The organism is Pauljensenia sp. UMB1177, assembly GCF_030217965.1.
GTDB lineage: Bacteria > Actinomycetota > Actinomycetes > Actinomycetales > Actinomycetaceae > Pauljensenia > Pauljensenia turicensis_A.
Genome location: NZ_JASOOV010000001.1, coordinates 486,444 through 509,869, shown reverse-complemented (window position 1 = coordinate 509,869; position 23,426 = coordinate 486,444). Strand labels below are relative to the sequence as shown.

At 58.6% G+C, this 23,426-nt stretch carries 18 protein-coding genes and 1 riboswitch; of the genes, 4 read left to right on the top strand and 14 right to left on the bottom strand.

The features are described 5' to 3' along the window. Window positions 1–95 precede the first annotated feature (95 nt). Window positions 96–881, top strand: coding sequence for a glycosyltransferase (locus tag QP442_RS02170; RefSeq protein ID WP_006680531.1), 786 nt, complete (start codon window positions 96–98; stop codon window positions 879–881). A gap of 93 nt (window positions 882–974) precedes the next feature. On the opposite strand, the gene QP442_RS02165 is transcribed toward QP442_RS02170, so the two are convergent. The 4 genes from QP442_RS02165 to serS form a co-directional block, all read right to left on the bottom strand. Beyond that, window positions 975–1,856: a DUF5926 family protein gene (locus tag QP442_RS02165; protein WP_103632908.1), complete on the bottom strand. Its 882-nt coding sequence runs from the start codon at window positions 1,854–1,856 to the stop codon at window positions 975–977. Window positions 1,857–2,032: 176 nt separating this feature from the next. Continuing rightward, a complete protein-coding gene (locus tag QP442_RS02160) occupies window positions 2,033–3,625 on the bottom strand; it encodes a xylulokinase (protein ID WP_103632907.1) in 1,593 nt (530 codons plus the stop codon). Window positions 3,626–3,701: 76 nt separating this feature from the next. Next, window positions 3,702–4,649, bottom strand: a complete 948-nt coding sequence (locus tag QP442_RS02155) for an HAD hydrolase family protein (protein WP_103632906.1) — start codon at window positions 4,647–4,649, stop codon at window positions 3,702–3,704. Between the two features lie 6 nt (window positions 4,650–4,655). Continuing rightward, complete coding sequence (gene serS / locus QP442_RS02150) at window positions 4,656–5,930, bottom strand: serine--tRNA ligase (protein WP_103632905.1); 1,275 nt, start codon at window positions 5,928–5,930, stop codon at window positions 4,656–4,658. A gap of 186 nt (window positions 5,931–6,116) precedes the next feature. On the opposite strand from serS, the gene QP442_RS02145 reads away from it, so the two are divergent. Beyond that, a complete protein-coding gene (locus QP442_RS02145; RefSeq protein WP_103633014.1) occupies window positions 6,117–7,457 on the top strand; it encodes a diacylglycerol/lipid kinase family protein in 1,341 nt (446 codons plus the stop codon). Window positions 7,458–7,474: 17 nt separating this feature from the next. Here QP442_RS02145 and pheA read toward each other — a convergent pair whose 3' ends face one another. Genes pheA through QP442_RS02130 form a run of 3 tightly spaced genes read right to left on the bottom strand, consistent with a single transcriptional unit; the run spans window position 7,475 to window position 11,488 of the window. Next, a complete protein-coding gene (gene pheA / locus QP442_RS02140) occupies window positions 7,475–8,452 on the bottom strand; it encodes a prephenate dehydratase (RefSeq protein ID WP_006680537.1) in 978 nt (325 codons plus the stop codon). Window positions 8,453–8,464: 12 nt separating this feature from the next. After that, window positions 8,465–10,801, bottom strand: a complete 2,337-nt coding sequence (locus QP442_RS02135; protein ID WP_103632904.1) for a DUF6541 family protein — start codon at window positions 10,799–10,801, stop codon at window positions 8,465–8,467. Between the two features lie 3 nt (window positions 10,802–10,804). After that, complete coding sequence (locus QP442_RS02130; protein ID WP_103633013.1) at window positions 10,805–11,488, bottom strand: DedA family protein; 684 nt, start codon at window positions 11,486–11,488, stop codon at window positions 10,805–10,807. Between the two features lie 163 nt (window positions 11,489–11,651). Between QP442_RS02130 and QP442_RS02125 the strand changes: the two genes are divergently transcribed. Both QP442_RS02125 and QP442_RS02120 read left to right on the top strand, forming a co-directional pair. After that, window positions 11,652–14,345: a lysylphosphatidylglycerol synthase domain-containing protein gene (locus QP442_RS02125; protein WP_103632903.1), complete on the top strand. Its 2,694-nt coding sequence runs from the start codon at window positions 11,652–11,654 to the stop codon at window positions 14,343–14,345. Window positions 14,346–14,412: 67 nt separating this feature from the next. Continuing rightward, the gene (locus QP442_RS02120; protein ID WP_219585533.1) at window positions 14,413–15,498 is read left to right on the top strand and encodes a Gfo/Idh/MocA family protein; all 1,086 of its coding nucleotides are present in this window, start codon (window positions 14,413–14,415) and stop codon (window positions 15,496–15,498) included. 81 nt (window positions 15,499–15,579) lie between these two features. On the opposite strand, the gene QP442_RS02115 is transcribed toward QP442_RS02120, so the two are convergent. The 7 genes from QP442_RS02115 to QP442_RS02085 form a co-directional block, all read right to left on the bottom strand. Beyond that, the gene (locus tag QP442_RS02115) at window positions 15,580–16,368 is read right to left on the bottom strand and encodes a class I SAM-dependent methyltransferase (protein ID WP_285069542.1); all 789 of its coding nucleotides are present in this window, start codon (window positions 16,366–16,368) and stop codon (window positions 15,580–15,582) included. Between the two features lie 83 nt (window positions 16,369–16,451). Next, window positions 16,452–17,063 (bottom strand): AAA family ATPase, encoded by a 612-nt coding sequence (locus tag QP442_RS02110; RefSeq protein ID WP_285069541.1) that lies wholly within the window; start codon window positions 17,061–17,063, stop codon window positions 16,452–16,454. A gap of 2 nt (window positions 17,064–17,065) precedes the next feature. Next, entirely contained in the window at window positions 17,066–19,501 is a 2,436-nt protein-coding gene (locus QP442_RS02105; protein WP_285069540.1) for an ATP-binding cassette domain-containing protein, read from the bottom strand. 95 nt (window positions 19,502–19,596) lie between these two features. Then, on the bottom strand, window positions 19,597–20,202 hold the full coding sequence (locus QP442_RS02100; protein WP_006680545.1) for an ECF transporter S component: 606 nt from the start codon (window positions 20,200–20,202) through the stop codon (window positions 19,597–19,599). A gap of 32 nt (window positions 20,203–20,234) precedes the next feature. Beyond that, window positions 20,235–20,347, bottom strand: a riboswitch (TPP riboswitch). A 125-nt stretch (window positions 20,348–20,472) separates the two neighbouring features. Further along, window positions 20,473–21,921, bottom strand: coding sequence for an amino acid permease (locus QP442_RS02095; protein WP_285069593.1), 1,449 nt, complete (start codon window positions 21,919–21,921; stop codon window positions 20,473–20,475). Between the two features lie 345 nt (window positions 21,922–22,266). After that, entirely contained in the window at window positions 22,267–22,740 is a 474-nt protein-coding gene (locus tag QP442_RS02090; RefSeq protein ID WP_006680547.1) for a hypothetical protein, read from the bottom strand. Between the two features lie 100 nt (window positions 22,741–22,840). Further along, entirely contained in the window at window positions 22,841–23,389 is a 549-nt protein-coding gene (locus QP442_RS02085) for a DUF2249 domain-containing protein (protein ID WP_103632899.1), read from the bottom strand. Window positions 23,390–23,426 lie beyond the last annotated feature (37 nt).

Below are 23,426 nucleotides of genomic sequence, written 5' to 3'. Positions count from 1 at the left end.
GTGAACAACTGTCCTAACAGACTTTGCCAGTGTTTTACACTGTAAGGGTGAATCCTCCCAGTCTGCCAGCACGGTCAAACGTCGCCCCTCAACGAGTGGCAGCCATCATCCCAGCCCACAATGTTGGCCACGATGTTGCCGGTACTGTGCGCGCATGCCGAGCCATCCCCGGCGTCGATCTGCTGATCGTCGTCGACGATGGGTCCGATGACAACACGGGAGCTGCCGCCCGCGCCGCCGGTGCAGTCGTCGTCCGCCATTCTGTGGAACGAGGCCGCGCATCCGCCATCGAGACTGGCGTCAAAGTGGCCGCGATGCGCGATCGGGCGGATTGGCCTGCGCGCCTTCTTCTTGTTCTGAACGCTGACTTGGGAGATTCGGCGGTTGAGGCTACTGCGCTTGTTGAGTCCGTGATGAACGGTGAAGCCGACTGCGCGTGTTCTATTCCCGTAGGAATGAGCCTCACGTCGAAATTGGGACGGGCCGCGCGGTTGGCGCGTCGCGTTATTCGACGCGCAACCGGCTGGGAACCCGCTTACCCGCTTGCGTCCGTGCGTTGCGTGACACGCGAGGGAATCACGGCAGCTATGCCCTTTATGAACGGGTACGGCTTGGAAATTGCGATGACGATTGATGTGCTCAACGCGGGCTTGTCGATCATTGAGATTCCCTGCAGTTTCGAACGCACAGGTGCCGATAAATCATTCGGCGATTTGAACCCGCGTACGCGCTTCACCGATACGACGATCGCTTCAATTCGCACGGTATTCGGTCGCGTAAAAGCGCGCCACCATCACCCGCACCCGTATGCGAATGCTCGCCAGGGTGTTGGAATCCCCTACCCATGCGTTGCACGTGATCGGGAACTCACTGACGCCTAGCCGTTCAAGGATTTCAACCGTAAAACTTGGGTGCCCTGCTTGGGAGGATCCCAAGCAGGGCACCATACGCTTGTCAGCGACTCACACCATCAATCAGCGGATCGTCACCTGACGCGAGACCATGCCCTGGCGAGCACGACGCTCATCAGCGGTCAGTGGCTCCTTCACGGCAAGAGCCTTTTCAAGCTCAGTTGCCAGGGTTGCTGCGTCTTCGGCGATGTCATCAGCGGTCGCACCCTCGGCAAGTTCGAAGACCGGGATTGCGATGCCACATGCACGGAACGCCCCTACGAAGCGCGAGCCCTCGCCCATGCGAGCCTTGCCAGCCGCCTGCAGGCGAGCCAAGCCGGTAAACAGCGCGGACTCTTCCACGTCGGTCACGTAGCGCACGAAGTTACGGTTCATCTCGCACCAGAACATACCGGTAACACCAGGAACTGCGACGGTTGGGATGACCTCGTCGCGGTTTTCTTCAAGCGCACGAGTGGTCTGCTCGTCCATTTCCTCTTCCGGGTTCAGCCAGAAGTGGAAGTTTTCTTCGAGGCTCATTTCGCCGAAGCCTTCCGGATCTAGGATGTCCTGGAGACGATCGGAAGGTTCGCGCACATCAATGTCAATAACGCCCTCGACGCCGTCAGCCTTGGCTGCAATCGCTGCGAGAATTGCAGCGCCAGCGTCGTGTGACAGGTCGGCCGAGTTGAAACGAGTCTGAGCTGCAACCAGAATTCGACCATCGCCACGCACCATCGCGGGATGACCGTCCGGGAGCAGAGTGACGAAATCGAATTCGACCGCGCCATGCTCAGCGTTAGTGCATGCGCTCATGATGGCGCACGGGAGGATCTCGCGCATGGCGACCAGTTCAACCTCACCCTTGAGGCCCTCGTAAGGGCGGGCAACGAACGGAATCGGAGCGCGGAATGCCGGACGAGCGGCAGGATTTGTTACCTTCTTGCGGCGGCTTGCTTTACCCATAGTCCAAATCGTAGCGGTAGCACGCCCGCCAGCGTTATTCCGCGTCCGGTTCGGCGCTAGTCCAATCGGGCACACTCAAGCGCGGTGCGACAATGCAGATGATCCCGGCCTCGTCATTATTATTCACGAGGCCGGGGCCGCAAGCGACACTGGCACCTGGAAGTGCCCGGAAAAACTCAGCTATTATCCGCGGCAGCCTGAACAGCCGGAAGAGCAGCCTTGAAGCGTTCCAAGAACTTCTCGTACGCCTTAGCATCATCGGGATCCGCGTCGATGACGGTAGCCTGGGCGTTCGCGAACACCTTGGAATCAAGATATTCGGGAAGAGTCTCACCTTCACCGCGCGACTTCATGAACTGAGCGAGCACCGCGATACCCCACGCGCCACCCTCGCCAGCGGTTTCACCAACGGACGCCGCAATCCCCAGCGAATCCGCGAGGATCTTCTGCGCCACACCCGGCGTCTTGAACAGACCACCGTGAGCGAAAACCTTGTCCAGCCCGACCCCTTCATCGGCAAGAATGTCGAGTCCAATACGGACGGCCGCGAAGACGCTCATCAGCTGAACGCGGAACGCATTCGCTAAGGTGAACGTGGCATCCGGGGTGTGAGTGAACAGCGGGCGACCGCCTTCCAAGCCCATGATCGGCTCTGCGGACAACGTGTTGTACGCCAGCAGTCCCGCACCATCGGCATCACCCTTCAGCGCGTTGAAGTACAAAAGGTCATACACGTCAGAAACCTTCATATCCATGCCCGCAAGCTTCGCAAACTCGACGAACATGCCGACCCACTCATCCAACTCGGACGAACCGTTATTCGAGTGAACCATCGCCACGGGCGAACCGTCGGGAGTCGTCACCATATCGACCTCAGTGTGCAGGCGTTTCAACGCCTTCTCCAGCACGATCATGAGGAACACGGAGGTGCCACACGAAATGTTACCCGTACGCTGAGCCACCGAATTCGTCGCCACCATGCCCGTACCGGCGTCACCTTCAGGCGGACACATCGCAATACCCGGGCGGAGTGTGCCCGTCGGGTCAAGCAACAGCGCGCCTTCCTCGGTCAGGACACCCGCATCTTCGCCAGCACTCAAAACCGTCGGAAGCAGGTCGGACAACCGCCACGGCAGATGACGCGGAGCAACCAACTCGTCGTAGGCAGCAACCATCGACGCATCAAAATCACCGGCAACCGAATCAATCGGGAACATACCCGACGCGTCACCAATACCCAGAACATGACGACCAGTCAGTTGCTCATGCACCCAACCAGACAGAGTATTGATCGACGCAATCTGAGGAACGTGCATCTCTTCATCAATGACCGCCTGATGAAGATGAGCAATCGACCAGCGAAGCGGAATGTTGAAGTGGAACGCATCGATCAGCTCGGCCGCGGCGCGACCCGTGTTCGTGTTACGCCACGTCCTAAACGGAGCAAGCTGCTTGCCATCGGCATCAAACGCAAGATAGCCATGCATCATCGCCGAAATACCCAGCGAACCGTAGGTCGTGGGAACAACACCGTAGCGTTCCTTCACCTGCGCAACCAGCGTCGCATAGGCATCACACAAGCCTTCTTTGACGGCGGAAAGACTGTATGACCAGAGGCCGTCGACAATCTGGTTCTCCCACGAATGACCACCCGTCGCCAGAACCTCGTGGTCGGGGCCAATAAGAACGGCCTTAATTCGAGTTGAGCCGAGCTCGATGCCCAGCGCGGTCTGGCCGTTTTCAATCAGCTCTTGAACTGCAGCGCTCATGCGTTTAGTCCTCCACTTGTCATCGTTGACGTGTCGAAATTGTTTCACGCGTTATCGACGTCACGCTATCACTGACTCAAATGTCCGTAAGGGTTTGCCCACAATGACGAAGAAGTGCACAAATGATGGCCGCTGCACCATCGTTTTCGACGGCTCCCGTGACAAAATCACCGGATTTTTTCACATTATCATCGGCGCCACCCATGACAACGCCGAAGTTTGCCCACTCAATCATGGGAACATCATTCGTGCCATCACCGATCGCGACAGTGCCTTCAAAGGGAACACCCAAGTCGGCGCTCAGAGTTTCAAGCCCGCTGGCTTTCGTTACTCCCAGGGGAAGAACGTCAGCCCAACTGGTCCAACCGATCGAGCATTCCCAGTTCCCAATAACTCCCGCATTGGTCAAAGCAGTTTCAAACTCTTCACGGTTCATCGCTGGTTCACGAATAACAACCTTAATCGCGTCAGCTACCTTGAGGTCCTCGACCGGTTTCACGGAGAATTCTTCGATCAGTTCCCCGGGTGGAAAAAGGCCGGAGATGAGGAACATTCCAGGAATTTCCACACCGATCAGAGCATTCGGCATCCCCTGACCAACCTGGTCAACCAAGGTCGACGGATCAAAAGTGGAAATGTCAGCAGACAATGCGCCAGAAACATACGCGTCAGAAAAGTGAACGCGGATAGCACCGTTCGAGCAGAGCGCCCACGCACGAGGATCCCCCAGTTGCTCAAGCACCGGCTGCGTCGCTTCCAACGAACGCCCCGTCGCAATAACGACGTTCATCCCCGCATCTTCAGCAGCGCCGATTGCTGCGCGCACACGCGCCGACGCCCCCGTCGGTAAGAGCACCGTTCCATCAAGGTCAAGACCGATCAGGATCTTCTTCGGATCCGTCGGCATCGATTCAGGCAACGCCTGAAATGCCGATTCGACCAGTGATTCAAACTGGATCGGTGCCTCACCCGATGGGGGCGGGGACACAAGGTTAACGATGGGCGCGTTGGAAGTTTCAGCCATGCGATGTCACTTGACAGGCTCGAGCACTTCCAGACCGCCTAGGTACGGACGCATTGCTTCGGGAACGTAGACCGAGCCGTCTGCCTGCTGGTGATTTTCGAGGATCGAAACCAGCCAGCGAGTGGTGGCAAGAGTGCCATTCAGCGTTGCCACTGGGGCCATGCCATTTTCGCGGCGCTCACGAATGCCCAGGCGACGTGCCTGGAAAGTGGTGCAGTTCGAGGTCGACGTGACCTCCATGTAGCGTTCCTGGGTCGGCAACCATGCTTCGCAGTCGAACTTGCGTGCAGCCGAGGTGCCGAGGTCGCCGGCAGCCGTGTCAATGACGCGGTAGGGAAGCTCAACCTTGCGGAGCATCTCTTCTTCCCATGCCAGGAAGCGCTGGTGCTCTTCTTCAGCCTGCTCGGGGCGGCAGTAGGAGAACATTTCAGCCTTGTTGAACTGATGGACGCGGATGATGCCACGTGTGTCCTTGCCTGCAGAACCGGCTTCGCGACGGTAGCAGGTGGACCACCCTAGATAACGCTTCGGACCGTCGGACAGATCGAGGATCTCGTCGGCGTGATAGCCCGCGAGCGCCACTTCGGACGTACCGGTCAGGTACAGGTCGTCGGCGGGCAGGTAGTAGATCTCGTCCGAGTGCTCGTTGAGGAAGCCGGTACCGCCCATGACTGCGGGGGTCACGAGGGTCGGGGTCATCATCGGGACAAAACCAGCCTTGACGGCCTGGTCGAGTGCCATTGTCATCATGGCGAGTTCAAGGCGAGCGCCGATGCCCTTGAGGTAGTAGAAGCGTGCGCCGGAGACTTTTGCGCCACGCTTGGTGTCGATCGCGTCGAGGCCTTCACCAATGGCCAGGTGGTCTGCGGGTTCGAAGCCTTCGGCTGCGAAGTCACGTGGCTTGGGGCCTTCGTGGCGCAGGACGACGAAGTCTTCTTCACCACCAACCGGAACACCATCGAGGACGAGGTTCGGCAACAGGCGTGCAAGACGGTCAGCGTCTGCGTCTGCTTCGTTCGCCTTGGCTTCGAGAGCCTTCACCTGTTCGGCAAGTTCCTTCGCCCGAGCGAGAATCGCAGGGCGCTCTTCCTTGGATGCCTTACCGACCGACTTGGAAACTTCCTTCTGGGTAGATCGAAGGGACTCGAAATCCTGCAGGCTGGTGCGACGCAGTGCATCAGCTTCAAGGATGCGGTCGACGAGTTCAACATCGCCACCGCGTGCGCGCTGGGAGGCACGGGCGGGCTCAGGGTTTTCACGAAGTGCGCGAACATCAATCATGCTTCCAATCTTAGGGCAGGGTTCGGCCTGGCGTTATTCACGACCAGCGCTTGTGTGGATAACGCAAGTGAACAGGCTCCGGATGTGGACAGGCGTTTCCACAGCGATGGATTGCGGATTTGATTTATCCACCAATTTTGTTTTCTGGCGGGACGCGAAAAGCGTTCGATGGATAGTCTTGGATGCATGATGATCTGGATTGTGGTGGGCATTCTTACGCTTGCGTTCGTTCTCTTTGGTGGCCTGTGGCTCTGGCGTTGGTATCAGACGCGTCAAGCACGCTTGCAACTGCGCAAAGATGCGATGCTCACCCCCAGTTCCGCTTTCGATCCCGAGCGCGGTCGCCCACGTCCGTGGGTGATCGTGAATCCGGTCAAGCATGATGATGTGGATGCTTTCAAAGCCGAAGTCAATCAGGCTGCGCATCAGATGGGCATTGACCACGTGCATTGGCGTGAAACAACCGCGGAAGACCCCGGCACCGGTCAAGCAATTGACGCTTTGGCGCAGGGCGCATCCGTCATCATTGCTTCCGGTGGTGACGGCACGGTGCGCGCTGTGGCCGCGGGCGTTGCTGGGTCGGGTGTGCGTATGGGCATTATTCCCGCCGGCACCGGCAACATTCTGGCCCGTAACCTAGGAATTCCGATCGACGATTCAGCTCAAGCGATGCGCATTGCTCTGGGAGAAAACCACCGGGCGCTTGACTGCGGGTGGTTGCGCGTCGACAACGTCGACACACCTTCCGAGATTCCCGCGGAGGGAATGCTGGTGCGGGCGGCTCTGACGAAGAACAGAGTTGACACTGATACTCCGCCATCACTCGATCAGGCGGACTCCTCACTGGCGCACCGCGCTCAGAATCTGCCGGGAACGGACGAGTATTCGTTTGTCGTCATCGCCGGTCTTGGCTTCGACGGCGAAACGATGGCTGCGACCGATTCAGAACTGAAGAAGAAGGTTGGATGGGTTGCCTATGTGGTAGCAGCCCTCGGAGCAATCGCGAAGGAAGGAACACGACTGCGCTTGATGCTCCGCAACCCGAAACCGATCGATGATCCTGTCGGGGATGCTCCCGGAGATGATGAGCACTCTCGCGTCGTTGACGAATCCGCAACGATCAGCGGGGTCAGCGTCCCTGATCAGCCCGAATCAGTTCTCACGTGGGTTCATTCGCGCACTGTCATGTTTGCGAACTGCGGGGAACTTCCATTCATCACCTTGGCACCGGGTGCTCGCGTCGATGACGGGCTGATTGATGTCATTGCCGTCAACACGGAAGCTGGTGTGCTGGGCTGGGCGGACCTGTCCTTGAAGATCATGGGACAGGGACTGGGTGTGAAGACCATGAATCTTCCGGTTTCCACCGGCAAGATTCAGTTCAGGCAGGCAGAGGGCGCATCCGTCGCCGCTCAATCACCCCAGGTGATTCAGGTTGATGGTGACGCGATCGGAACTGCGCGAACCGTTCACGTCCGGCTTGATCCACAGGCTCTAGATATTGCGGTTCCCGGCCTCGAAAACTGAAACCGGGAAATAAGCAGTCAGCCGTTCAACGGCCACGACGGCACAACCGGGTAATCCGGAACGTCAACGCCATTTCCACCCTGAAGAATTGACGCCACCCATGCGCGACCCGCATGGAAATCCTCATCGCTGGTTCCACGCAGAACATGTGCTTTCATTCCGTCAACGCGCGGGTATGACCCCATAAAACGAACCTCGGGCGAATAGCGATGCAGACCAACAAGAGCGGCTTGAACACGTTCTTCGGAAATGTGTCCAACAATGTCGATGCTGAACGTGTAATCACCCAAACCGTCACCGCTTGGGCGAGACTCAATACGCGAAAGGTCGACACCGCGGACAGCGAACTGCTCCAACAGGGTCAGCAATGCACCGGACTCGTTCACCGGAAGAGCAACCTGGATCGTCGTCTTATCCGCACCCGTTGGCGCGGGGATCTGACCCGGCTTCGACACCAGGACGAAACGCGTCACGGCACCTGGATTATCAGCGACGTCCTTGTAAATCGCTTCAAGACCATAGGTCTGAACCGAAACCTCGTTGCAGAGAGCCGCATCAAACGGGGCGTCACCACCGGAAAGGATTTCTGCCCCGGCTGCCGTGGAAGTGGCAGGCACGTGAACAGCGCCCGGGAAAGTGGCTTCAACCCATCCACGACACTGAGCCCACGCGTGCGGGTGCGTACCAATGCGACGAACATCTTCGGGCTGGGTTCCCGGACGAACAGCCAGCTGGAACACCACTTGGACAACCATTTCAGCAACGATCACCAGTGGCTCACCTCGGGAGAGTGAATCAAGAGTCGCGTTCACGCCACCCTCAATTGAATTCTCGATCGGCACAACCGCGCGGTCGGCTTTGCCCTGGCGAACAGCGGCCAGAGCCTGCGGTGCACTGGTCATCGGCATCAGTGTCGCGTCGACTGGCGCGACTTGGCGCACGGCCTGCTCGGTGAACGTTCCGAACGGCCCAAGGAATGCGATTCGCAATGACATTGATGTCCTTCGTTATTTGTTTTCCGCAGACGCAGAGTCGGCGTTCTCAGATACGGCGCCACATGCCGTGATCCTGTAGAGCTTCGCGGTTCCGCCTTGATCCACTAATTCAAAGCCATACGAGGTATCAACGTTGTACAGGCCCGGGAATCGAGACGAACGCAGGAAGTTGTAATACTTTCCGTCTTCATCGGCGTAGTAGTGCGTGATCCCCATCTGATTGACGACCTCGCACACTTCGGGATTGTCGTGGATCTCGTTGAAGTGTTTCACCAGAACCTGTTGCCAGCGTTCCTCGTTATTGGTGGTCGACAGCTGAGGGAAAACCGCGTCATGCTGTCCAAGAACTTCCGTGTACGCCGCGCCCGCAATCGGATCACCCAGGACAAGCGAATCTCCGGGAATCAGCAGTTGCATTCGACGAATCATTGCGAGCTCAGCGGTGTCAGCCATGCCCGGCTTCCCCAGGTTTTCTGGGTCGTAGACGTAGTCGGTGGCGCGAAGGCGCGCATCCAAAGCACCTCCGCCGGTGAGTAGCAGAAGCAGGACGCCGATAACAACGTCGATCAACCAGCGTGGGAACAGTGCGGGCAGGTGTTCTTCACCCATGTTGGGGCCCACCAGTTCGTCGGTTTCGCTGGCTCCGAAGAATTCTGATTCTTCAGCTTCACCGGCTTGCACCCCCTCTTGAGCTCCGCCGGGTTGCGCCACTTCTTCGGTTCTCAAAACATGCGCTATCTCTTCGGTTCCGCCGTCATCTTCGTGGGTGAGCTGCGCGGTCGCACCCTGCGAAACGCGGGCTACCCACTCAAAAACGAGGAAGGAAATCCGCTCGAAACCGATCGCCATCAACGGCACCATTGTCAGCCCATGCGGTCCCATGATCCGTCGCGGATCCAAGTACCAGGGGGCCAAAAGGAATGTGCGGAATTCCCCGATCGGCGCGTACGCCAAGAAAGTCAGGAAGCAGAACAGCAGGTAAGAGACGATCGGCCACATCGCACCGGGCTCCCAATCGGAGGTATCGGCATGTTGAGCAGGCCCGGCCTCGTCGATGCGGAAAATGCTGAAGGCGTCAACGCTCACCGCAATGCCGACCAGCAGTAGGACAACTTGGACGGCGATCAGCATTGTCATCGCGGTCGTTTGCGAGAACGGTGGCGCGGGCGTGAACGTGTGGCTAAACGCGTACTCCCACGAAATTCCAGCACGTGGATAGTTGCCCATCGCGCGAATTTTGCCCGTCGTCAAAAGCAAGAAGGGGGTGACGAGGCTCGCCACGCAGACAAGTCCCCCGACGAAAGCAAGGGATCGAGCGCCTCGACGGTAGGCGCGAATCGCGCCCCCACCGACACCCGAAAGGAACGCAGCGATCAGCATGACGTAGATCGTGAACGCAGAACTCGGGTGAGCAACCGACGCACCAAACATTCCTGCCAGTAGCAGGATCGTCAACGGGATCTGATGAGCAAGCGCGCCCACACCCACCCGACGCGCATCCAACAAGCGCCGACCGACGATCACCGCGAGCGCAACAACGCCTGGGATCAGAGCAAGACCGGTCGCCAGTGGCCACTGGTTGTACATCGTCAGATTGTCCGCAGGCATATCCAACAGAGCGCCTGCCAGAACGGGGGCTGCAAGAATCGCTCCACGTTTACGCGTAATGACGCTGGTCATCGCGGTCGCACCAATAATCCAGATCAGCATCAGAACCAGCGATGTCACATTCGCGGTCAGAACAACTGTCTTCGGGGTTGCGAACAGGGCGGTGAAAGCGTGCCACGTGGTCGGATAGAAAACGTCTCGACCACCGTAGAGGTCAGAAAGACCGCCGAAGGGTGAAGCATTCCCGGTTCGCACAATCGTCCATACGCCATTCAAATGGAATGTTGAATCCCACTGCTGGACAGGATTTTTCGGGCTTGCGTGCAACAGCATCGGAAGGGCTGCCACGAACGTACCGACGGCGATCATTATCCACATTGAGGCTCGTAGTCGAGCCTGCTCAGCACCCAGAGGCTGGCGTGGTCCAATGTGTGACAGCAAGCTTCCCGGCTGTAGGCGCCCTCCACCAGCACGGCGAGCGCTAGCAAACAGCCAGTTCACGCATCCCACAACGAAAGCGATCCCGAGCAGGGGAAATACTTTTTCACGAGACCACGTGACATCGCTACGATCAAAAACAACGGACAGGATGGTCAGGAAGCCAAGCGTGATCGCAGGAGCAATGCCAACCGCAATAACGGAAGAGCGCACCCAGGAGCGCACCCAGAAGACTCCCGGCAGAATCAGCGCCATCACCATCTCCACCAAGATCGGTCCGGCGGCCCACCACTGTCCACACACGTTTTACTCCTGCGGAAGCGTGCCCGCGTCTACAGCGTCTACAGCGGGTTCGGCCTGGTCCTTGTGCGAACGGTGAAGGATGAACTCAACGATCATCGGGATCAGAGACACGAACACGATCGCCAAAATAATTATCGACAGGTGATCGTGCACGAAGTCGACGCCACCCAAGACCGAACCCAGGTAGGTGATGCCTGCACCCCAGAGCAACGAGCCAAGCGAGTTAAACGCCAAGAACTTCGAGTAGGGGTAGCGTGCAATGCCCGCAGCAAGCGGAATGAAAGTACGCACGAAGGGGATGAATCGACCAATCACCAGCGCGCGACCGCCGTAGTTCAGGAAGTAGCTCTCCGCTTTGTGCAGATGCTCGGTTTTCAAGAAGCGCGCATCGTCAGAGAACAGGCGACGGCCATAGCGCGCACCCAGCCAATAGCCGATCTGCGCACCGATGAATGCGGCGATGAAGGTCAGGATGACCAGAGTTGGCAGGTGCAAACCCAGACGGTCGTGCAGAAGACCCGCTGTGAACAGCAAGGAATCGCCAGGAAGAACCGGGAACAAAACGCCCGACTCGATCAGCACGATCGCAAGTGTGCCCCACAAAACCCACGGGCCCATTGCGAGAAGCAAGCCCTCCGGATCATGGAACCAGCCGATGAACGTGCTCAGCCAGCTTGAATCGGCCATCGGCGAAAGCGCCGGCAGAAGGTCGGTGGCGAGGGTCGAAATGATCACTCAGTCTCCTTGATACTCGTGCGAGCTTTTCTCGCGCGTTGGCGGGACACAGCGCTCGGCATATTCCCGCGCTTCACACCCTACCCGTCACGCGCTCGCAGTTAGGATTGAGAGCATGGAGTACACAGAGGATGACGTCACACCCGCAGGTTCCGGTGACGTTTCCTCTCAGACTGATTCTGCCCTCGCAGACCACGAGACCACTGAAGACCCGCAGAATTATGCGGAATCTGAAACGCTGGCTGACACCGCGGATACCGAAACTGACGTGGCGGACGACGGCGTGGATGATGAAGCGAAACCCCACACACCTGGCCGTCTGCCCGTCCCCGTTCACTATGCGGATAGGCAGACTCCGCGCAGGCGACGTCGCGAGGACTTGTTTCAAGCACTTTTCTGTGTTTTCGGAATCGCTGCCACGTGGGCAATCGGCGTTTTTGCGAACGCGACTACGCAGGGTGTGACAGAGGATGTTCTTCGTTTTCGTTTCATCCGTGAAATTCTGCTTCTTCCGATCACGTTGGTCGAGGGCAGCGTTGTCCTGATCGCTCCGATTGCGATTGTGGTTGCGCTGGCCTTGCGTCGGCGTATTTCCGCGATCGCTCATTCTGTGGGCACGGCGATCGTCGCGGTACTGGTGGGGTGGGCGCTCCTCTGGGCGACTTCACTGCTACCTGATGACATCACGGCTCCTCTTCGCGTGGCGAAGGCTGTCGCGCTGCTGGGCAATACGACGTCAACGGCGCTGGGGATCAACCTGATCGTGATCACGCTCTGCGCAATGTTCACTGTCGCGGGCGAGATGCAGAATATGCGAACCGTCCGTTGGGCGTGGATCGGCCTGTGGGTGATTGTTTTCCTTGGCGTGATGCGTTCGTCGATGACTCTGCCAAGCGCGTTCATTTCCGTGTTCATCGGGCGGATCGTTGGTTCAATTGCGCGGTGGTTTTTCGGCTTCGAGGACCGTCGTGCCTCGGGTACGGATATCGTTTCCGCTCTTTTGGACTTGGGTCTGGTGCCAGTTCGCGTGGTGCGTACCGATTTGGATACATCAAGCGAACCACTTTCGGCTTGGTCGATTATCGAAGATTCACGAGGCCGGCTCCACATTCAAAGTCGTGACGTGCAGACTGTCGAATACACGGTGAATCGTCGGCCTGACGTTGACGAAAATCGTCATTATCAGGTGTGGACGGTTGATGATCAGCTGTATGAAGTGGTGGCGTTGGATCCCGGTCGCGAGATTGTCGGAACGCTTGTTGACGTGTGGAACAACGTGCGCTTGCGCGGAATTTCGCGATGGATTTCCCCGTCTCTGAAGGCAACAACGGAACGCGCTACGCTGACTTCCCTTGCAGCCCGTAAAGCTGGTGTTCACACCCCCGACGTTGCTGGAATCGCTCAGGCTGGCGAGTCGTTTATTTCCGTATCGCAGGCGCTTCCACCGACGGCTCCGCTCACGTCATTCGAGGCTGACCAGATCAGTGACGCGATGCTCGATGAGGCGTGGACGCAGCTTCGTGCCGCCCATCGAAGCGGTATTAGCCACCGGGATCTTTCCCAGGATGCCGTGCTCTTAGACGATAGGGGGGAACTGTGGATTGTCGATTGGCAAAAGGGCGAGGTCGCAACCACTGAGCTCAACCGCCGTATCGACATTGCCCAGATGCTTGTCTTGCTCTCGCTTGCCGCCGGCAGTGAACGAGCTTTGGAATCGGCCCGCAGAACGGTGGCGCCCGAAGTTTTGACCTCGTGCGCAGCCGTGTTACAGGAACCGGTGTTGCCGACGAGCGTCCGACAAAACGTGCGCAGAACTGACCTGACGGAAAATCTGCGCGCGCAGTTGATGGGCGTTGAATCTGACGATGAAGTGGAGCTGACGGATCTTCAGCGTTTCCGCCCGCGCACCGTAATCATGGTGGCGGTTCTTTTCACGGCGCTCGTCGTTGTTTTGGGCTCGATGAACTTCGAAGACATTACGACAGCGGTGACGCAGGCGAACCCGTGGTGGATGGTGCTCTCGTTTGGACTCGCATGCTTGACATGGGTTGGTGGCGCAATTCCACTGATGGCACTCAGCCCCGTGAAACTGCGCTTCTGGGAGGCTCTCACCGCCCAGATCGGCGCATCGATCGCGACGATCGTTGCCCCCGCCGGCGTCGGTCCCGCGGTCGTCAACCTGCGACTATTGAAAAAGAAGAAGGTTGGCACGGTTGTCGCTGCCACCACGGTCACCTTGCAACAGTTGATCCAGTTGGCGTTCATCCTGTTGTTCTTGCTGATCGCGATGGTACTCAACGGCAGTTCTTTCTCCGTCCAGTTGCCGTATGGCACGATCCTTGCAGTCGTTGTCGTTGTCATTGCAGTGATTGCAGCACTCTTGTCGATTCCGCAGTTCAGAAAGTGGATGTGGTCGAAGATCGAGCCGACATGGACTCAGGTGCACCCCCGTCTGATCTGGATTGTTGGACAGCCTCAGCGTCTGCTTGCCATTCTTGGCGGAAATGTTCTGATGAACGTCGGTTTCATCGGAGCTTTCTGGGCGGCCCTTGCCGCGATGGGTGGCTCCATGAACCTCCTGTCACTGGCTTTGACCTACTTGGCTTCGAACTCTCTGGGTTCTGTCATCCCCTCACCCGGCGGTATTGGTCCTGTCGAAGCTACCCTCACCGCCGGTCTTCAGGTTGCCGGCGTTCCCCTATCAATCGGCCTGCCCACCGCGGTCCTCTACCGTCTGGTGACGTTCTACGGTCGCATCCCCTTCGGTTGGCTGGCGATGAAGTACATGGAGCGCAAGGACCTGCTCTGATTCTCAGTGCGTGAATACTCTTGTTTGACCAAGCGACGATTTTCATTCGCTATGAAACAATAGGGGTATGACAACGCAGTCGAATCCTCATGCAGCCCTTGCCCCTCTACCCGCTCCCCTGGCCGAACTGGCCGCAGGCGTGGAACTCCTTGATCCGATGGAAGCCCCCGCAATTCGCTGGGGCATCCTCGGTGCTGGCGGAATTGCAGCAGTTTTTGCTCATGACGTCGCCGCCTACTCGTCCGGTGTGATGGCAGGTATCGCAGCTCGCGATCCGAAGCGCGCCCAAGAGTTCGCCGCAACCTACAACGTCGAAAAGGCCTACGACTCCTACGAGGACCTCGTTGCAGCCGATGATATTGACGCCGTCTACGTCGCCACCGTCCACCCGCAGCACGAGAAACTGGCGACCCTCGCGCTCAACGCCGGCAAACCGGTCTTGGTGGAAAAGTGTTTCACCATGGATGCCGTTTCCGCGAAGCGCGTCCTGGATCTGGCGAAGGAAAAGGACCTGTTCTGCATGGAAGCCATGTGGACGCGTCACCTGCCACACCAGAAGGTACTCAGCCAGATTGTCGCCAATGGTGGTCTCGGTGCAGTTTCGACCGTTCACGCTGATCACGGCCAAAAGCTGGATCACATTCGTCGCACGTGGGATCCCGAGCTCGGTGGTGGCGCTCTGATGGATCTTGGCGTCTACTCAATGTCTTTCGTCCACCAGATTCTTCCGGACGTGAAGCTTGTGGGAGCAACCGCAAACCTCACCGACCTGGGGGTCGACGTCCAGTCCGCCGCCCTATTGAAGACCGACACCGCGGTGGCAATGGCGGCCTCGAACTTCAACGGCCGATCCGCGACCTACGGCGAAGTTGTTTTCGAACACGGCGCTATTGAGATGGAAGAGCAGTTCTACCGTCCCTCGACTCTGCGCCTGCGCACTTTCGGTGAAGGCAAGCCCGAAAATGGTGAGACCGTTGAATGGTCGGGCATCGTCCCCGGTGGCTTCCAGTACCAGGCGGCCGAGGTCGCTCGTTGCTTGACCGCCGGCAAGAAAGAATCCGACACGATGCCCAGGTCAGCGACCCTGCGCGTGATGGAACTTCTGGACGAGATGCGCGCTCAGACGAACATCGTTTACCCGTGGGAGAAGTGAGCGTCAGCTTTCCTGACTTCACACGTTTGAGTGGCCTCGTTTTCCTCTTTGGGAAAGCGGGGCCGCTTCTTTCAGTGTGTTTCAGCGCTTATGGGCCGTCCACATGAGCGTCATATACGGAATGGTCACCGGTTGTCCAGGCTCGTAGGCGAGGTGTTCGTAGAGGTACCAGCGCAGATTGTCCTGCATCCGCGCCCTTCCGGTTTCGTTTTGACGCAGGTAGGACGATCGCGTGGTGCCCAAGCGAAGAATGTCCTCAGGGGTGATGCACTCTTCGAAGTTCACGAGGCCGAGCACCGGCTCAGTGAATTGGCTGGAAAAGCTCGGTGGCTTGTCGGGTCGGTGCACGTCACCGGACCTCATAATTCTGGTCAGGCGATGAACCCAGGGGATGGAAACATCCATTTGGTTCCACACCACTCCAATCCCACCGCGATCCTTCAAGATTCGGCTTGCTTCGTGACTCGCGAGTTCTTCGTCGACCCAGTGCCACGATTGCGCATAGACAACGAGGTCGACACTGCCGGTCGGCAAACCGGTATCTTCTGCGGTTCCATCGTGAATCGCGATGAGGTGACGCCAGCACGATGAGCGCTCTTCGAGTGCTTCACTCATCTGCTGGCGCATTGCTTCTGATGGTTCAACAGCCTCCACGCATATGCCACGCTCGGCAATAAGCGCGCTCATTTTTCCTGTTCCAGCACCAATATCAGCAATGCGGGGGCACTGCTCGCCATCGAGATCACTCTTGCCAGCGGAATGATCTGCCAAGCCTCGCCTCGTCATTTCGACAAGCTGGTCAACGACCGAAACTGGGTATGCCGGACGCACCGAGGCATACTCGGGGGAGGCAATGTCGAAAGGATTCATCAGCGAGAAGTCTAGTCACTGCGAACGCTCAAGCGAGGATGGGACAGACGAATGCGTTGGGTAACGAATAGGCTCACGCAACGTCAGGTCAGAACGATCGCGTCAGCGAGCTCTTGTGGATGATCGACCAGAAGGCGAGCATCATCTTGCTCGGCCCAGGTGCGCCAATGTGGCCGATATGTGTCTCCATCGCGGGCAATCGCACGGTCGTAGCGGACGGGTTCGCCACCCTCAGCTTCAATCCAGATAATGTAGTCCGCGAACGCACAACTACGCTCAGTCAGCACCCCGCACCCTTCGACGATCGTGGGAACACCGGGAAGAACCTGCTTTGGGTCACGTTCAGTGGATGCTTCCCAATCCCAGGGGCGATAGCTGGCGATGCGACCCGCACGAAGGTCAGCCATCACCGTTTCAGTGATGGATTGCGCACCGGCGAGGCCCTGCCAACCGCGATACCACTCGTCGGGGCCAATGATTCGCCACTTGTATCCGCCAGCCATGCCATTCAGGGCATCACGAAGAGCGAGCGCAAACGTGGATTTGCCTGCGCCCGACAGCCCGTCAACCAGAATGATCGGGGTTTCGCTGGCTGAGGCGTGCGCGTGGGTCATCGTCGCTTCGACAAGGTCGGCGGGTAACGGTTGACCCAGAGCGGATGAAAACCGACGTTGTTCAGCCTGTTTGTTCGTCATCATCAGCGTCCAATTAAGGCAAAATAACCGAAATAGACGGCAGCACTCAACGCGATGATCGGCACCAGAATCGAGACGATCAGCATGATGATGTCTCGAACGCCCATGGAGGACTGGCGCGCCCACGTGCGAGGTCCGGTTGCGCCGAAGCCTCGTGCTTCCATCGTCAGAGACAGTTTCGCGCTACGGCGCAAAGCGAACACGAGCAGTGAGAACGAACCGCGTGCCAGTGACACGACCTTATGAGCGTCCCCGATTCCTCGGATCCGACGCGCCTGCTCCAAGCCCTTCCAGTCAGCGGTCATCAGCCCGGTCATGCGGGCCGCCGCTAAGGTTGCCAGCACGGGACGGGCGGGAACGTGCAGGATCTGCGCCAGACCGTCCGCCATGTCGGTCGGATCAATCCGTGACAGCAACACGATTGCCGGCATGCCGATTGCCAGGACGCGCAGAAAGATTCCGGCTGCCATCCACACGGAGCGCTCCGAGATGATTGCGGGACCGAATGACCAGAAGATTTCGCCCGCGGGGTTCGCGTACAGCAACATCGACAGAGCAGCCAAAGGCGCTGCGAGGAACAGTGGGATCATGCGGAACGCAATCGTCCGAGCGCGAATATGTGTCACCGGCAGAAGCAAAAGTTCCAGTACCAGCGCGATGCCGGCGGATACGACGTCGATCGACAGGATTAACGGCGTCGTCATCAGAATCAGGGACAGTACCTGCGTCACCGGGTTCACCAATTCGATAAAACGCTTGGGGCGCGTCGTCTCCGTGGCGGAGTGCTCGGCCTTCTCTTCCACGGTGGCGTCCGATGAAGCATGGTCGGCCTCGTCCGCTGGGATCGAGGGCGCAAGCGACGAATTCGCACCCGCTGGCGCAACGCCGACGCTACCGAGGTCAATGACGTTCTGCCCCATCGCTTCGACGAAGGCGGGGTCGTGCGTAATCGAGACGAGCGTCGTTCCGAGAGCCTGCGCACGGCGAAGCAATCTGACCAACTCAAGCCACGTTGTGCGATCCTGACCGAACGTCGGTTCATCGAGAATCAGCAGTTCGGGTGCGCTGATCAGCGCGCTCGCAACAGAAAGTCGGCGCTTTTCGCCACCCGACAGCGTCATCGGGTTCGCACCAGCAAGTGCGGCTAGGCCCAGTGCGGCCAGGTGCTCATCAACGAGGCCGGCCAATTCGTCTCCATCGATTCCCTCTTGACGAGGGCCGATCTCAAGCTCACCGCGCACAGTTGTAGAGACGAACTGGTACTCGGGTTCCTGGAAGACCATAGAGATTCGGCCTAGGAGGTCTTTCGAACGCCACTCGTGCGGGTCAGCGGATTCGCTGGGAAGACCATCCTTCGGGGTGGCTCTGATTGTGCCTTCAATCTGCGGTAACAGGCCGGCGAGCGTCAGAGCGAGAGTCGTCTTACCCGCACCGTTCGCGCCAACGAGGCACGTCGATTGGCCTCGCGGAATATCGAGGCTGATACCGGTGCGGACAGGATGCTCCGGTGAGTAGCCGATCGTCAGGTCACGAACTGACAGGATGGGAGTGGAGTCTGTCTGCCCTCCGTTATCGAGAGCCTGATTCTCTCCGTCGCTAGCTCCGAGCGCGGCAACAACATCGTCGACGGGAAGCCAGATGCCACGCTGTTTCAGCGTCTCGCCCTGCTCGGCAAGCACCTGCTCAATCGGACCATCAGCTGCAACGGCGCCATCGAGGATCACGATCACACGATCAACGAGCGACGCCCACACATCCACGCGATGCTCAATAACGACCATCGTTGCGCCGCTCACAGCAAGGACACGCTCAACCGCGTCGCGAACCCCCGCAACGCCTTCCGGATCAAGGTTTGCGGTCGGCTCATCAAGAAGCAGAAGACCGGGCTGCATCGCCAAAATCGACGCGAGTGCGAGGCGCTGTTTCTGACCGCCCGACAGCATCGACGTATTGCGATCACGGCTGACATTCAGGCCAACCGCTTCCAAAGCGGCATCAACGCGCGGCCAAATCTCTTCGCGCACAACCCCGAGGTTCTCCATGCCGAACGCCACGTCATCACCGACACGCGCAAGCACAACCTGAGCCTCAGGATCTTGCATCATCAAGCCGATGCGACCGCGAAGATTCTCCGGCTTCTCGCCCTCGACCAATAGGGAGCCTCGCGCTTCACCCTCATCTTCCCCACCGAGCAGGCCAGCCAAACCCGCCATCAACGTCGACTTACCTGAGCCACTCGGGCCTAAAACCAGAACGCGCTCACCCGGGTTAATCTGCAGATTCACCCCATCGAGCGTCCACTTCAGACGACCGCCATGACGCCAACCCCAGTCTTCGATCACTACCGACGCGGGGGTACGAGGCTCCTTGGCATCCTCCCCACGTAACGAGTCAGAGTGAAAAGCAGGAACACCGGGATCAGGCAGATTAGTGCTCATAGTGCAACGCCCCAGAAAGAGTAGAGACCGATAAAACCTGGACCCGCTGGCGGTGGCTTGTGCCTTCGCCAGCGGGTCCAGGCCTCGTCAATTCATCAGACGCGAGTCCGAACCTCGCGACCGGCCGCGAAACGATCCAGCGCGCCAGTCTGCGCAAGACCGCGAACCAGCAGCCATGCCAGCAGGCCCGCAATCGCACCCGAAATGATCAGTGTGATGAAGTAAGTGATGTTGAAGCCGAAGGACTTCGCCATGTTGCCGAACGCCAGGAACTCAAGGATCCACGCGCCCACACCGGCACCAGCACCCGAAAGGGCGGCAATCGTCAGGCTGAAGCGACGGTAAACGAAGAGAGCGAAGATGATTTCGGCGCCCAGACCCTGAGCAAGACCCGAGTACAGCGTCGAAATACCCCACTGTGAACCCAGCGCAGCGGAAACCGAAGCAGCAATGACCTCAACCAGGATTGCAGCACCCGGCTTGCGGACGATCAATCCACCAATCGGGCCACCGATCAGCCAAATACCGGTAATCAGACCACCGAAACCGGGGGTCACAGCATCCAGAACGTCGTAGCCCAAGCCACCAACCTGGTTCCAGATCAGGAACAGCAAACCACATGCAACACCAAGAATCGCGGTGGTCACCATGTCAACGACGCGCCAATTCAGGCGGGGTGCGGATGCAACGTTGTCACTCATGCTGAAGAACTCCTCTCGTGTACAGCATGGTGCTCACGAGTAGGAAGCCTCCCTACGCCGGCATTATCCGGTTCAGGTTCGACGGTCGAAGGCACTTTGCCTTCCTCTCAACCCAGCACGCGTGCGGGTTCCCGTGGCACTGAAGTAAAGCCTAATCAGCGGATACACAGATTGCGAATTCGGACGGTCGATATTTCAGAAAATGAAAGGACGTGCGATACGGAGACGCCGGATGTGCCGACAACAGGGGCGAGAAATCGCGTCTGTGCGTCAAACATCGGCGACCGCGTGATCGAGGGCGCCTTCCTCTGCGCGCTTCAACATGCGATGGCGATTGATCAGCGCAACACCGACGATAAAGACGATCCACACGAGGGACGTGAACAATCCCTGACGCGTGTCCTCAAACAGGATGAGGACGGCGACCATCGCCAGCATGAAGATGAAGACGATCCACGCGGATGCTGCGCCCCACGGAGCCTTGAAGACGGAGGCTTCGTGGCGCTCAGGGTAGCGACGCAGGTAAATCAGGTACGAGACAATGATGACGACCCACACGCCCATGAACAGGGTTGCCGACATGGATGTGACCAGCGTGAACGCCGCGGAGATTGACCCGCCGGACGCCATGACGATAATGCCGGACAGCAGGCAGACACACGACAGGAACAGAGCGTTCTTCGGGACGTGACGGCGAGACAGGCGGGCAAAGATCTTGGGGGCGTCTCCGCGCGACGCCAGGCCGAACAGCATACGTGACGTTGAGTAGATGCCGGAGTTCGCCGACGATGCAGCAGAGGTCAGAACGACAATGTTCACGATCGTCGCGGCCGCCGCTAGGCCGGTCATGGAGAACATGGTGACGAACGGCGAGCGCTCGGGGTCAACCTGGTCCCACGGGGTCACCATCATGATCGCGGCGAGAGCCGCGACGTAGAACAGCATGATGCGCACGGGGATGGAGTTGATCGCCTTGGGCAGAGTCTTTTCCGGGTCGGCGGTTTCCGCGGTCGTCGTGCCGACCAGTTCGATGCCGACGAATGCGAAGAGAGCAATCTGGAAGCCACCCAAGAATCCGATGAAACCCTTCGGGAAAACACCGCCGTGCGACCAGAGGTTTGATACCGCAGCGGTCGTGCCAGCTTCGGAGGTGGTGTGCATGGCGACCATGATGAAACCAACGACGACCAGCGCAAGAATCGCAATGATCTTGACCAGCGCGAACCAGAATTCTGTTTCACCAAACGCCTTCACGGTCATCGCGTTCAGGGAGAACAGCAGGACTGTCGTAATGACAATCGGGATCCACGCGGGCGTTTGTGGCCACCAGAATCTGACGTATCCGGTGATGGCGATCACGTCGGCGACGCCGGTGACGACCCAGCACATCCAGTACGTCCAGCCGGTGACGAACCCGGCCCAGGGACCGATGAGGTCGCGGGCGATGTCAGCGAACGTGTGATAGCGCGAGTCCGACAGAAGTAACTCACCCATCGCGCGCATGAACATGAACAGGATCGCGCCGATAATGATGTAGACCAGCAGGATCGAAGGGCCTGCTGTGGCGATCGTCTTGCCGGAGCCCATGAACAGGCCGGTGCCAATTGCGCCACCGATTGCGATGAGCTGGACGTGTCGGTTTTGCAGATTGCGTTGCAGGTGGCCACTTTCGCCGGTGTCGGCTCCTGCGCTAGGCGCAGGTGTTCCGGTTGCGCTCATGCCGTGACTACTCATCAGACTCCTTCCGCGTCGGCGATATCGCCGAGCGTGTGTGTCGGCGGTGATGACGCCGACACTACGGGTAAGCCGAGCACTGCTGCTGTGCAAGGTCCGTAATTCGCTAACAGTGCCCCAATAATTGTTTACGATACTTCACCTTCGCGTTACCTTTTCATGCGCGACACATGGCAAACGAGTCACGTCGCATTCACTCAACCGTGCCCCACCTGCGTATATGTGTCGATTTACACGATCTTGCACCTTCGCGTTTTCTCTTCCTCAATCACGAGGCCGCCCACACCACAAAGCACCAGGGCTTGCAGCGTGGGCGGTCTGAAGAAAGGTTCAGGCTTCGAGGTGAGCTTTGATCGCATCAAGCGCTTCAGCCCACATCCCCGCTTCGTCATCCCACATTTGGCGGGCCTCGTCTTCATCGTCGCTGACTGACGAGAGGCCGGACTCTTCGATGTGAACGTTCACCGAGTCGCCCTCTTCAGAGAGGGAGATTTCGACGCGAGTCGCGTATTCGTCGGGGAGCTCATCGGACGCGATCGGATACCAGCGGAAGGCGACGACATCCATCGGATCCTCGTCTGCTTTTTCAACCAGCCACTCGCCCGCTTCAGGGTCAGTCACGTGGTAGATGCCCTCATCATCAAGGGCGACCTCGTGGTCGTCGACCGGACCGTCATTAACCCACCAGCCGGGTTCGCTGACAACTGCCCACACGTTTTCAACAGAGGTGGCAATTCCACAGTCAACTTCGACGCGGTCGAAGTCCTCTTCCGGGGTGTTCTCATCATCATCGAAGAAATTCATACCTCAACGGTAACCGGAATCTTCCCACGTCACTAGATGAACGCGAATATGACTTTGGGGTGCGTCGCGGATCGCGACGCACCCCAAAGTGAGTGAATGATCAGGAAATACGCGTGACGCGGTAGCGCCAGTTTTCCGGGCCCGCTTCGATGGTCTCGACACGGTAGTGAGACTCGGAGCCCTGCAGGTGAGCAAACAGCGGGTCAGGCTGATGCGGAGCGCAGATCTGGATGTTTTCGCCTACCGGCAGAGAATCCATTGCCGCGAACAAGGCTGCGCGACGAACGACCTTCGGGATCGAGTGAAGAACGAGTTCTTCAACGCCCGCACCATGGCCACAGTGTCCGTGACCGTGATGGCCGTGTCCATGACCTCCGCGGCCATGTCCCTTACCACCGCAACCACAACCGCCTTCCGGCTTTGCCTCTTCAGCCTTATGACCGTGTCCACCACAGCCACAACCGGACGCGGTTTCTTCAACGGGGACCTCGTGGCCACGACCCTTGCCACCGCATCCTCCACCGTTTCCGTGGCCGCCACAGCCACAGCCGCCTTCGGACTTCACGTCTTCGGTGCCGGTTCGCGCGTCAACGAGCTTGAATGTCTGATGGTTCTGCGAGGGCGCTACCTCGGGTAGGGCGTCGGCCATTTTTCCTCCAAAAGCTTGAGTCATTAACTCGAAATAT

What these genes read in the sequence shown, in the direction of transcription:
- QP442_RS02165 (WP_103632908.1), bottom strand. Translation starts at nt 1,856, where the DNA reads ATGGGTAAAGCAAGCCGCCGCAAGAAGGTAACAAATCCTGCCGCTCGT.
- QP442_RS02160 (WP_103632907.1), bottom strand. Translation starts at nt 3,625, where the DNA reads ATGAGCGCTGCAGTTCAAGAGCTGATTGAAAACGGCCAGACCGCGCTG.
- QP442_RS02155 (WP_103632906.1), bottom strand. Translation starts at nt 4,649, where the DNA reads ATGGCTGAAACTTCCAACGCGCCCATCGTTAACCTTGTGTCCCCGCCC.
- serS (WP_103632905.1), bottom strand. Translation starts at nt 5,930, where the DNA reads ATGATTGATGTTCGCGCACTTCGTGAAAACCCTGAGCCCGCCCGTGCC.
- QP442_RS02145 (WP_103633014.1), top strand. Translation starts at nt 6,117, where the DNA reads ATGATGATCTGGATTGTGGTGGGCATTCTTACGCTTGCGTTCGTTCTC.
- pheA (WP_006680537.1), bottom strand. Translation starts at nt 8,452, where the DNA reads ATGTCATTGCGAATCGCATTCCTTGGGCCGTTCGGAACGTTCACCGAG.
- QP442_RS02130 (WP_103633013.1), bottom strand. Translation starts at nt 11,488, where the DNA reads ATGGCCGATTCAAGCTGGCTGAGCACGTTCATCGGCTGGTTCCATGAT.
- QP442_RS02125 (WP_103632903.1), top strand. Translation starts at nt 11,652, where the DNA reads ATGGAGTACACAGAGGATGACGTCACACCCGCAGGTTCCGGTGACGTT.
- QP442_RS02120 (WP_219585533.1), top strand. Translation starts at nt 14,413, where the DNA reads ATGACAACGCAGTCGAATCCTCATGCAGCCCTTGCCCCTCTACCCGCT.
- QP442_RS02115 (WP_285069542.1), bottom strand. Translation starts at nt 16,368, where the DNA reads ATGAATCCTTTCGACATTGCCTCCCCCGAGTATGCCTCGGTGCGTCCG.
- QP442_RS02110 (WP_285069541.1), bottom strand. Translation starts at nt 17,063, where the DNA reads ATGACGAACAAACAGGCTGAACAACGTCGGTTTTCATCCGCTCTGGGT.
- QP442_RS02105 (WP_285069540.1), bottom strand. Translation starts at nt 19,501, where the DNA reads ATGAGCACTAATCTGCCTGATCCCGGTGTTCCTGCTTTTCACTCTGAC.
- QP442_RS02100 (WP_006680545.1), bottom strand. Translation starts at nt 20,202, where the DNA reads ATGAGTGACAACGTTGCATCCGCACCCCGCCTGAATTGGCGCGTCGTT.
- QP442_RS02095 (WP_285069593.1), bottom strand. Translation starts at nt 21,921, where the DNA reads ATGAGCGCAACCGGAACACCTGCGCCTAGCGCAGGAGCCGACACCGGC.
- QP442_RS02090 (WP_006680547.1), bottom strand. Translation starts at nt 22,740, where the DNA reads ATGAATTTCTTCGATGATGATGAGAACACCCCGGAAGAGGACTTCGAC.
- QP442_RS02085 (WP_103632899.1), bottom strand. Translation starts at nt 23,389, where the DNA reads ATGGCCGACGCCCTACCCGAGGTAGCGCCCTCGCAGAACCATCAGACA.